The organism is Catenulispora sp. MAP12-49 (assembly GCF_041262705.1).
Lineage (GTDB): Bacteria > Actinomycetota > Actinomycetes > Streptomycetales > Catenulisporaceae > Catenulispora.
In genome coordinates this window covers 38,743-49,582 of record NZ_JBGCCP010000055.1, presented here as the reverse complement: position 1 = coordinate 49,582, position 10,840 = coordinate 38,743, and the positions used below count along the sequence as shown (strand labels likewise).

The following is a 10,840-nucleotide window of genomic DNA, read 5'->3' as shown; positions in this document are numbered from 1 at the left end:
GGCGCCGAGCAGGCAGACGAACTCACCGGGGGCGACGGTCAGGTCGATGCCGTCGAGCACCGGGGCACCGCCCCGGAAGGTCTTGCCGACCCCGGCCAGGCGCACGGCGGAGGTGCCCGAGGCGGCGGTGTCGAGGGTGGCCGTGGCGGTCGTTTCGGCGATGGCGGCGGTCATGGCGGTCTCTCCCCTTGGGTTTTCCGGCGCTACTTCGTGGACAGCCCGGCGTCGGACACCGCGGCCAGGCCGTTCTTGGCCAGTTCGGTGTTCAGCAGCGTCAGGTCGAAAATGCCGTGCAGGTCGGTCGTCTTGAGCAGGCCCGTGGACACGGCGTGGTCCATCGAGGTCTGGAGCGAGGCGGCCAGCGGGTCGTCGGTCGCCGTCTGCTCACTGAAGGCGCGCTGGATCTCGGTGGCGGACAGGGCCTTGCCGGTGAGCGCCTTCAGCTGGTCGTTGACCAGCTTCTGGGCGTCGGCGGGATCGGCGGTGATCCACTGGTTGGCCGCGATCTGCCCGTCGATCAGGGCCTTGACGGTGTCCGGGTGCGCGTTCAGGAAGGTCGTGGACACCACCAGGTTGGTGGTGGCGAACTGCCCGTTCGGCCACAGGCTGCGCTCGTCGACGAGCACCTTCGCCCCGGCCTCCAACACCATCCGCGAGGCCCACGGCTCCGGCAGCCAGGCACCGTCGATGTGCCCGGCCTTGAACTGGTCCAGCGTCGCGGCGTTGTCCTGCGGATTCACCGACACATCACCGGTGCCGTCCGTGTTGGCGGTCAGGCCGTTCTGCTTGAGCCAGGCGCGCAGGGCGACGTCTTGCGTGTTGCCCTTCTGCGGCGTGGCCAGGGTCTTGCCCTTGAGGTCGGCCACGGTGTTGATCCCCGGCCGCACCACCAGCTCCGCACCGCCGCTGGTGGCGCCGGCGACGATCTTCAGCGCCTGGCCGTGCGACGTCACGAAGGCTGAGAGCGCCGAGGACGGTCCGACATAAGCCGCATCCAGCTGGCCGCCGAGCAGCGCGGTCATCTCCGCGGGGCCGGCGTTGTAGAGCTGTGTGGTGAGTTTGGTGGCGCCCAGGGCCTTGGCGAAGTCGCCGTGGGCGACCCCGACCACCGCGGAGGCGTGCGTGACGTTCGCGAAGTAGCCGAGCCGCAGTTCACCGGCCGCCGTGGACGTGGAGCCCGCGGCGGTCGAGGACGTGGCGGTCGAGGACGAGGCCGATCCGGACGAGTCGCCGGAGGCGGAGACGTACGCTGCGAGAACGATCACCAGCGAGACGACCATCCAGCCGGCCGCGACTGTGGCGGCGACGGCGGACAAAGCCCTTCGTATCACGCTGGCTCCAAGGACGGGGGACTGTCAGGGTCTTCGATGTCGGAACAGGGAGCAGCAGTGCCGCCCCGCGACCCGACATCGGATGTCACCTGTGAAGTTGTGGGTGAACAATGCGTACTCGATCACGAGAAGACTCCCAGCGGATCCCCTGACATTCCCGCGGTGAGCGTGTCGCCGCTGGCGGGGTCGATGAGCAGGAAGGATCCGGTCTCGCGGTCGGCGGCGTAGGGCTCCAGCAGGATCGGCGAGGCGGTGCGCAGGACCACGCGGCCGATGTCGTTGGCGTTCAGGGTGTGCGTGGCCGGGGCGTCGTCCCAGTCGAACTCGTCACCGCTGTCCGCCCCCGAGGCGGTCAGCGGGTCGGAGATGTCGAGCTTGGCGGAGATCTCCTTGACGATCGCCTTGACCGTGCGGGTCGTGTGCTTCAACAGCACCCGGTCGCCGACGGCCAGCGGCTTCTCCGACAGGTGGCACACGGTCGCGACCACGTCCTGCACGGCCGTCGGCGCGGCCCCGGCCGGGGCGATCAGGTCGCCGCGGGAGACGTCCAACTCGTCGGCCAACAGCAGGGTCGCGGCCTGGCCGGCGGTGGCCCGGTCGGCCGAGCGGCCCAGCAGGTCGATGCCGGCGATGGTCGAGCGCTGGCCCGAGGGCAGCACCACGATCGGGTCGCCCACTTCCAGGTGGCCGGAGGCGATGGTGCCGGCGTAGCCGCGGTAGTCGGCGGACTGGTGCCGGATCACGTACTGCACCGGGAACCGGCCGGCCGGACGCCGCTCGGCCTCCACCGGCACGTTCTCCAGGTACTCCAGCAGCGTCGGGCCCTCGAACCAGGCCAGATCCGCCGAGGGCTCCACCACGTTGTCGCCGCGCAGTGCCGACACCGGCAGTGCCGCGTAGTGCTCGATACCCAGGGCGGTGGCGTAGGCGGCGAAGTCGGACTCGATCTCGGCGAACCGGTCCTTGTCGAAGTCGACCAGGTCCATCTTGTTCACGGCCAGCAGCACCCGCGGCACCCGCAGCAGCGCCGAAACAGCAGTGTGCCGGCGGGTCTGCTCAGCCAGACCCTTGCGGGCATCCACCAGGATCACGGCGAGTTCAGCGGTCGAGGCGCCGGTGACCATGTTGCGGGTGTACTGCACATGCCCCGGCGTGTCGGCCAGGATGAACCGGCGACGCGGGGTGGCGAAATAGCGGTAGGCCACATCGATGGTGATGCCCTGCTCCCGCTCCGAGCGCAGGCCATCGGTGAGCAGCGCCAGGTCCGCCTGTTCCAGGCCACGGTCGCGCGACGTGCGCTCCACAGCCTCGAACTGGTCGGCCAGCACCGACTTGGTGTCGTAGAGGAGTCGCCCCACCAGGGTCGACTTGCCATCGTCCACTGATCCGGCAGTGGCCAGTCGCAGAAGTCCTGCGACCTGGGTGTCCTTCGCGGTCGGCGCGTCCAGCAGCACAGTCATGTCTAGAAGTACCCCTCTCGCTTACGGTCCTCCATGGCAGCCTCGGAAAGGCGGTCGTCCGCGCGGGAGGCCCCACGCTCGGTGATCCGGGAAGCGGTGATCTCCTCGATGACAGCGGCGACATCGGAGGCGTCGGAATCGACCGCCCCCGTGCACGACATGTCCCCGACGGTGCGGTAGCGCACCACCCGGGTCTGCAACGCCTCACCCTCGCGCGGGCCGCCCCAATCACCGGGGGACAGCCACATACCGCCGCGGGCGAACACCTGCCGCTCATGCGCGTAGTAGATCTCCGGCAGCTCGATCTCCTGCTCGTCGATGTACTGCCACACATCCAACTCGGTCCAGTTCGACAGCGGAAACACCCGCACATGCTCACCCGGGCGGTGCCGGCCGTTGTACAACCGCCACAACTCCGGACGCTGCCGCTTCGGATCCCACTGCCCGAAATCATCACGCAGCGAGAAGACCCGCTCTTTCGCGCGGGCCTTCTCCTCATCACGCCGACCGCCACCAAAGACGGCATCGAACTTGTGCGATTGGATCGCATCCACCAACGGCACCGTCTGCAACGGATTCCGCGTCCCATCCGGACGCTCCACCAAACGGCCGTCATCGATGTAGTCCTGCACATGCGCCACATACAGCCGCAACCCGTGCTCGGCCACCGTCCGATCCCGGGTAGCCAGAACCTCCGGGAAGTTGTGCCCGGTGTCCACATGCAACAGACCGAACGGCACTGGCGCCGGCGCGAACGCCTTCAACGCCAGATGCAACATGACGATCGAGTCCTTGCCGCCGGAGAACAACAACACCGGCCGCTCGAACTCCGCCGCCACCTCGCGAATGATGTGGACCGCCTCAGCCTCCAGCGTCCGCAGATGATCGTGCGCCGGGGCTGTCTCGTCGTGGGTCAAGGTACTCATATCAGGTGTGCAGTCCGCATTCGGTCTTGGTGTTGCCGGCCCAGCGCCCGGCCCGCGGGTCCTCGCCCGGCAGGGGCTTGCGCGTGCAGGGCTCGCAGCCGATGGAGGTGTAGCCCTCCATGAACAGGGGGTTGGTCAGCACGCCGTACTCGGCGATGTAGGCGTCCAGGTCGTCCTGGGTCCAGGCGGCCAGCGGCGAGAGCTTGACCATGTCGCGCTTGGCGTCGTAGCCGACCACCGGGATGTCCGCGCGGGTCGGGGACTCCTCGCGGCGCATGCCGTTGATCCAGGCCACGTAGGGCTTCAGCGCGCGCTCCAGCGGTTCGACCTTGCGCAGCGCGCAACACTTGTCGGGGTCGCGCTCGTACAGCCGGGGGCCGTACTCGGCGTCCTGCTCGGCGACCGTCCGCAGCGGCGTGATGTTCAGCAGCCGGACCGGGTAGACCTCGGCGACCGCGTCGCGGGTGCCGACGGTCTCGGCGAAGTGGTAGCCGGTGTCCAGGAACGCCACGTCGATGCCCGGTGCCGCGGCGGAGGCCAGGTGCACCAGGTGGGTGTCGGCCATCGACGAGGCGACGACCAGGCCCGCGCCGAAGGTGGCGTGGGCCCACTCGACGACCCGCGCGGCCGGGGCGTTCTCCAGTTCTGCGTTGGCCTGCTCGGCCAGCGCCCGCAGATCGGTCCCGGCGAAGGCGGTGGCCGCCTGGTCGACCGACGCGAGCTCGGTGTCCGCTGACATTTCGGGGCTTCCCCTTACAGTGGCGGGCAGCACGGGCGTGCCGGGAGTCCGACGCGCCGCGGGCCGCATCGTCGCGGCGTCACACGGACGGCGTGGGAGAAGCGCCGGCGGACCGTGGCCCTGGAAGATCTAGAACAACAGATCGGGGCGAGGTCTACTGGGCCGGCATACAGACCATGCTGGACAGCCGTCCGAAGTCGACGTGACGCCGACCGACGAGCGCGATTCCAGCACGAGACATGACTAGAGAGTCGCACGCGGTCCGCGGGTCGTCCACTGTCGTCCATGATGCGGACTGTGTGTCTCACGCCACTTCGCGGTGCTGAAATCGGCTTGTTCCGGCGGAGGATCGCGTTTTACGCTGCCGATACTCCGACAGGGAGCTCCTCAGCACGAACGCCGCAGAATGGGAGCCCTTCGCCTCGCGACGTCGAGGTCCTGGAGAGGGCGGCATCGATGCATCGTGCCCTCACGGAGGTTTTCCCATGGAAGTCGGAATCGGTCTGCCCATCAGCGCCCCCGAGCTGCTGCCCGATTGGGCCCGCGCCGCGGACACCGGACCGTTCACCACCCTCGGTCTGCTCGACCGTCTCGTCTATGACAACCCCGAGCCCCTGGTCGCCTTGAGCGTCCTGGCCGGGGTGACCAGTCGCGTCCGGCTTCAGACCGAGGTCCTGCTGGCGCCGCTGCGCGAACCGGTCCTGCTGGCCAAGCAGGCGGCCACGCTCGACCGGATCAGCGGCGGCCGGTTCGTCCTGGGCCTGGGCGTCGGCGGCCGGGAGGACGACCACGAGGCCGCGGGCACCGACCTGCGCACCCGGGGGCGTCTCCTGGACCGGCAGATGTCCGTCATGCGGCGCGTCTGGTCCGGAGCCGCCTACAGCCAGACCGTCGGTCCGATCGGTCCGCGGCCGTACCGGGCCGGCGGTCCCGAGGTGCTGTTCGGCGGTTTCCAGCCGGCCGCGCTGGCCCGCGTCGCCCGGTTCGGCGACGGGTTCCTCGCCGCCGCGCCGCCTTCCTGGATCGGACCGCTGATCGACACCGTCCGCCGATCCTGGGCCGAGGCCGGACGGTCGGGCGCACCGCGGATCGTCGCTCAAGCGAACGCGGCCCTCGGCCCGCAGGTTGTCGTCGACGACGCGCGCGCCGCCATGGCCGCGTACTACCGGTTCGCCGGGGAAAGAGCGGACCACATGGTTGCCGGGATGCTCACCACTGAGGCGGCGATCCGGCAAACCATCGCGCAATACGCCGATCTCGGCGTCGACGAGGTCATGCTCTACTGCTACGGCGCCGATCCGGCACAGGTCGAACGGCTCGCGGAAGCGTTCTGAGGTCAGAGCAGCCGCACGTTGTGCGTCGCTTCCTTCACGACATCCCCGAGGTGTCCGGTCAGGGCCTGCTTAGCGACGCTGAGCGTGAAGCCCTTAACGGTGGCCGCCGGAGTGTGCGCCGGTAGCGCCAACGCATAGGGATCGACCACCACGTCGACCACCACGGGGCCGCCACGGTGGTTCAACGCCTCCTTCAAGCCCTGCTCCAGGTCGGCGGGGTGCTCGATCCGGATCCCCTTGGCCCCGAGCGCCTCGCCGACCTTGGCGAAGTCGGGGTTCTGGAAGTCGACGCCCCACGGCTTCAGCCCGGCCTCCTGCATCTCGATCCAGACGAAGTCGAGCTTGCCGTTGTTCAGGATCACGTGGACGATCTCGGTCTTGCGCTGCACCTCCGTGAGGAGGTCGCCGAGGCCGAGCATCGTGAAGCCGCCGTCACCGCACAGCGCGATCGCCGCACGGTCCGGGAAGGCCATCTTGGCTCCGAACGCGTTCGGCGAGGCGCTGGCCATGGAGGCCCACGTGAGACTGCCGAACAGGTGGCGCTTCGGGCCGAAGTGCAGATAGTGCGCGGCCCATATGCACGCCGTACCGGTGTCGACGGTGAAGACCGCCTCCTCGGGGGCGAGCCGGTCCAGGGTGGCGGCCAGGTACTCCGGGCGGATCTGCTTGAGCGCCGGGCCCTGATCGACGTAGTGCTGCAACTGCTTGTCGAAGTCCTCGGTCTTCTTCTGGCACTTGTGCAGGAAGGCGGCATCAGACTTCTCCGACACCTTCGGCAGCAGCAGGTCCAGGGTGGCGCCGACGTCGCCGATCAGTCCGTGGGCCAGCGGTACGCGGCGGCCCAAGCGGCGGCCGTCGCGGTCCACCTGGACCACCTTCACATCCTTGTGCGGGAGGAACTGCGGAAAGGGGAAGTCCGTGCCCAGCATCAGGAGGACGTCGGCGTGGTTCACCGCCTCCCAACAGCCGCCGTAGCCGAGCAGCCCGGTCATGCCGACCGCGTGCGGGTTGTCGTACTCCAGCCACTGCTTGCCCTTGAAGCTGTAGCCGACGGGCGCCTTCAGCTTGTCCGCGAGAGCGAGGACCTGCTCTCGGGCGTTCTGGCAGCCTTCGCCACCGAAGATGGTGACCGTCTTGGCGGCGTTGATGATGTCCGCCAACTGCGCGACGTCCTCATCGGGCGCCGGACCGGCGGCAGTATTGGGCAACGCTATATGTCTCGGCACCTCCGGTGCGTCCGCCGCCGCTACGTCTCCCGGCAGGGAAATGACGGTCGGGCCCTGTTCGGCGAGCGCGGTGGTGATCGCGGAGGTGACGATCGGGCGCAATTGTTTGGGATCTATAAGGCGCCCCGTATATAGGGACGCCACGTTGAAGAACGTATAAGGGTTCAGTTCTTCCAGACCGTCTGTGTCCATGATGGAGGTCTCGACGTCGCCGGCGATCGCGATCACCGGGGCGCCCTCCTTGCGGGCGTCGAGCAGCCCGTTGATCAGGTGGCTCACTCCGGGGCCGGCGGTGCCGCACACCGCCACCGGCCGCCCCGACATCTTCGCCTCCGCGACCGCCGCGAACACGCCCCATTCCTCGTGCCGGACATGGACGAAGTCGATGTCGCCGGCGCGCCGCAGCGCGTCGATCGCCGGGTTCAGGGCGTCGCCCACGATCCCGTAGCAGCGGCGCACACCGGCGTCGGCGAGCATCTTCCACAGCACGTCCGCGACAGTAGGCATGCCGCCAGTCTCGGGGAGGGGGCCCGCACCCGGATCGCTAGAGTAAGCCGCGTGGGGGACCAGAAGACAGCGATGATCCCGATGCCGGACGTGCCCGCGACCACGGTGTGGGAGATCTCCCTCGCCGCCTATCTGCGGCGGCGTACGGATCTGCCGTCGATGGCGCTGAAGCCGCTGGGACTGCTCGACCGCTACGGCGAGGTGGCCGTCGGACCGGATCACGTGGCCTTCGACGGTGAGGACGTGCCCTGGGGCAAGGCCGTCCGGGTCGTCGTGCGCGACGTGGTCGAGGTGGTCTCCGACGCGGCCATGGCGCGCGAGGCGGAGAAGATCCGGCACATGCTGCCGCCGGTGCCGGGCCGCAAGTGGGTGGTGGACCACGCGATGGCGATGCTGGGGGAGTTCGCGGGGCCGCGTCTGACAAGGGCCCGCGGCGGCGACGTGGTCAGCGAGGTCGTGTACCGCGGCGCGCTCGGGCGGGAGAAGACGCTCCAGGCCGGGGTGTTCGCGGCGCTGGTGATGGCGACCTGGCCGGAGGTTCGGCACAGTCTGGTCGCCACCGCGCGGGTGCACGGGGTCGAGGTGTACGGCGAGGCGGCGCCGCAGCCGCTGCCGCAGCTGCTGCCGGCGTCGGCCGACGCGCCCACGCTCATCATCCCGGCGCAGGCGGAGCCGTCACGGGACGAGCAGCTGGCCGCCGAGGCCGTGCTGCCACCGGGGCCCGGCCTGTGGACTCCCGCCGAGCCCCAGCCCGAGGGCTGAGACCCGGCGGAAGCCGCACTGGGTCAGAACCGCGTCAGAACCACGTCAGAACCGGGTCAGAACCGCGTCACTTCACCGCCGCGTGCGTCAGCGCGCACACATTGGTGTCGTTGGACCAGCTGCCCTGGAACGTGTAGGTGCCGTTGGCGAACTTGATGTTGCCCGCGCCGCCGGTCACGCCCTTGAGCCAGGCGCACTCGTCGGCGTTCTCCTGCCCGTTGTAGGACGAGCCGGTGTTGTTGGTCCAGCCGCCGGCCGGGTTCTGGTCGGTGATGGTCTCGCTGTACTCGTGGCCCAGGGTCATGGTCCAGCCGTCCAGCGTGCCCTTGCTGCCGGAGTTCAGGAAGTTGACACCGCAGCCGGCGCCGGAGTCCATGTTGTAGGGCTGGTTGGAGAAGGCGAAGTCGCCGACGGTCGAGGCCACGGCGCCGCCGGTCAGCGTGGTGTCGCCGTTGTAGTCGTGCCACGCGCAGTACTGGCCCTGGTAGTGGTCAGGGTTGGTGCCGTGCGGAGACAGGATGACGTAGTAGGCGCCCCGGTTCGAGGCGGCGGTGGTGTTGCCGAAGTGCTTCGCCGCCTTCAACGCCTCCTCGCCGAGCTGGTGGCCGCTGGCGGCGGACGGGGACTTGGCCGAGTTGTCGTACCAGGCGCCGGCGAACACGCCGCCGGTCGGGTAGGGCACGTGCGCGGCGCCGGAGGGGCAGCTGGTCGCGCCGGTCTTGACCAGCGAGCCGTCGCAGTACTGGGTCATGGTCCCGGACCACGACTCACCGCCGGTGCCCACGCCCTTGAACAGCATCTGGGCGGTGGCAGCACCCTTCTGCGGGTCGTTGGAGAAGGTCAGGTTGCCGTTGGCGTCCTTGCTCTGCGTTCCCCACTGGCTGCCGTAGAAGATGACGTAGACCTTGGGGTGCTGGTCCATCACGCCGATGCCGTCGATGCCGCCGCCGTAGGACAGCGTCTCCGGGCCGGTGGCGGCCGCCGCGGTGGCCGTGTCGTGGGCGGCCTGCGCGCGGAACTGCGCGGCCCCGGCGACCGTGGGCATCACGCCGTGGCGCACGGGGGCCGGAGCGGCCTGCGCGGAGCCGGACGTGCCGAGCGCGGCGATCAACGCGGCACTGGCGCCGACAGCGGCGGCGGCCAGGCGCGCCTTGCCACGGGCGGAGGTGGGGGTGCGGAGCATGGGGTGGCTTCCTCTCGCTGGGACCTCGCCGGCCGGCCGGGTCGGCCGAGGCGGCGTGTGTGGTGCGCGGGCGCACGGGATCGGCACGCGGAGGTACCGCGCGCTGCACATGTCGTCCGTGGTGCGATGGGGCTTGTCAGCGCCCGATGAAACCCGGGGGCCAGGCCCCTGAGATCGTCTGCGAGGGGGAAACTAGCAACGAGGCCAACCCGGGTCAACGGGTCGGCCTCAATCGATTAAGCGCGAGTTCTCCGGCTGCTCACCGTGCGGTGAGCAGCCCGGACCCTTGCCCGGCCCTTGCCGGAACGCTCAGCGGTGCACGGCCTCGACCAGGTAGGCCAGCGGCACGTCCGGGTTCGACCGGCGCGCCACGCTGATCTTCTGCACGCCGGTCGGCAGCGGCCCGCCGAAGGGGTTGACGCGGTCGGCCGCGGCGTCGACGACCACGTCCTCGTAGATGTGCGACCAGCCCTGGCCGTGGGTGAAGATCGCGACCCGCACGGTCGCCGTGCCGAAGTCGGCGCCCAGGCTGAACCAGACGTCGCCCCAGCCGGCGCCGCCGTAGTTCGCCGGCGGCGGCAGCACCACCGTGACGGCTCCGTCGCCGGGCTCGATCACACCAGTGGCGAATGCGGGCATGTCGTCGTCCTCCGTACCGTTCGTCGAGGTCAGTTCCGCGACCAGGTCCGCGCTCGTGCCGCGGTAGGCGTTGTAGTCCAACGTCTGTCCGCCGTCGGAGGCCTGGTTCGTGAACTGGTAGATCAGGGGCGTCAGCCCGCCGTAGGGCTGCCAGCCGGCGGCCCCGTCCCCGGGATAGATGCTCCCCGGGCCTCCGGACCCGCCCGGGTATTGCGAAGAGACCAGGGAAACGCCCCGGTCGGTGAGCGCGGACAGGTCCGGCGAGCCGATCTGGGTCCACACCCAGCGGGGCAGGTAGACCAGACGCAGGTTGAGGCCGACTGCGTGGGCGGCGTCGACGTAGTCGAGGATCTGCGCCAGCGTCGGTGTGTACGAGCCGGCGGGCTCGGCGTCCAGCATGCCGGGAAGGAACTTGTCGCCCACGTTGGCCGCGGTGTGCGCGGCCTGCGCCGTGGTGCTCTCGCCGGACAGGAAGTGGTACCAGATGAACGGTCTGCCGAGCTGCGCGGCCTGGCCGCGCCAGGTCTGGTAGTCAGCGTCGGTGTAGTAGGTGCCCTCGGTCGTCTTGGCGATGACGAAGGCGGCGTCCGCGAGCCGGGACAAGCTCAGCCCGCTTTGGTACGACGATATGTCGGGCCCGAAAATGGTCACAGGCAGCTCCTTGTGGAGGCGTCACAGACCATTGTGATCTCTCGAAGAGGCTTTTGGGAGTCTTCTTGGAGGTATCTTTAGT

General features: G+C 69.4%; 9 protein-coding genes and 1 pseudogene. 2 read left to right on the top strand and 8 right to left on the bottom strand.

Annotated elements, in window-relative coordinates:
- From ABIA35_RS46420 to ABIA35_RS46400, 5 genes and pseudogenes are all read right to left on the bottom strand, one after another.
- Positions 1–174, bottom strand: a pseudogene (locus tag ABIA35_RS46420) (ABC transporter ATP-binding protein); the annotation flags it as partial.
- Between the two features lie 29 nt (positions 175–203).
- Entirely contained in the window at positions 204–1,280 is a 1,077-nt protein-coding gene (locus ABIA35_RS46415; RefSeq protein ID WP_370362269.1) for an ABC transporter substrate-binding protein, read from the bottom strand.
- A gap of 173 nt (positions 1,281–1,453) precedes the next feature.
- Positions 1,454–2,791 (bottom strand): sulfate adenylyltransferase subunit 1, encoded by a 1,338-nt coding sequence (locus tag ABIA35_RS46410; RefSeq protein WP_370362268.1) that lies wholly within the window; start codon positions 2,789–2,791, stop codon positions 1,454–1,456.
- A gap of 2 nt (positions 2,792–2,793) precedes the next feature.
- Complete coding sequence (cysD, locus tag ABIA35_RS46405) at positions 2,794–3,717, bottom strand: sulfate adenylyltransferase subunit CysD (RefSeq protein WP_370362267.1); 924 nt, start codon at positions 3,715–3,717, stop codon at positions 2,794–2,796.
- A gap of 1 nt (position 3,718) precedes the next feature.
- Positions 3,719–4,456 carry a phosphoadenylyl-sulfate reductase gene (locus ABIA35_RS46400; RefSeq protein WP_370346991.1) on the bottom strand — a complete coding sequence of 246 codons (738 nt, stop codon included), beginning with the start codon at positions 4,454–4,456 and terminating at the stop codon, positions 3,719–3,721.
- 485 nt (positions 4,457–4,941) lie between these two features.
- Between ABIA35_RS46400 and ABIA35_RS46395 the strand changes: the two genes are divergently transcribed.
- A complete protein-coding gene (locus ABIA35_RS46395; protein WP_370346993.1) occupies positions 4,942–5,790 on the top strand; it encodes an LLM class flavin-dependent oxidoreductase in 849 nt (282 codons plus the stop codon).
- 2 nt (positions 5,791–5,792) lie between these two features.
- Here ABIA35_RS46395 and ABIA35_RS46390 read toward each other — a convergent pair whose 3' ends face one another.
- Positions 5,793–7,523, bottom strand: a complete 1,731-nt coding sequence (locus ABIA35_RS46390; RefSeq protein WP_370362266.1) for a thiamine pyrophosphate-dependent enzyme — start codon at positions 7,521–7,523, stop codon at positions 5,793–5,795.
- 51 nt (positions 7,524–7,574) lie between these two features.
- On the opposite strand from ABIA35_RS46390, the gene ABIA35_RS46385 reads away from it, so the two are divergent.
- Positions 7,575–8,285, top strand: coding sequence for a hypothetical protein (locus ABIA35_RS46385; protein ID WP_370362265.1), 711 nt, complete (start codon positions 7,575–7,577; stop codon positions 8,283–8,285).
- 67 nt (positions 8,286–8,352) lie between these two features.
- On the opposite strand, the gene ABIA35_RS46380 is transcribed toward ABIA35_RS46385, so the two are convergent.
- Both ABIA35_RS46380 and ABIA35_RS46375 read right to left on the bottom strand, forming a co-directional pair.
- Positions 8,353–9,468, bottom strand: a complete 1,116-nt coding sequence (locus ABIA35_RS46380) for a hypothetical protein (RefSeq protein ID WP_370362264.1) — start codon at positions 9,466–9,468, stop codon at positions 8,353–8,355.
- 309 nt (positions 9,469–9,777) lie between these two features.
- A complete protein-coding gene (locus ABIA35_RS46375; RefSeq protein ID WP_370362263.1) occupies positions 9,778–10,758 on the bottom strand; it encodes a GH25 family lysozyme in 981 nt (326 codons plus the stop codon).
- Between the last annotated feature and the right edge of the window lie 82 nt (positions 10,759–10,840).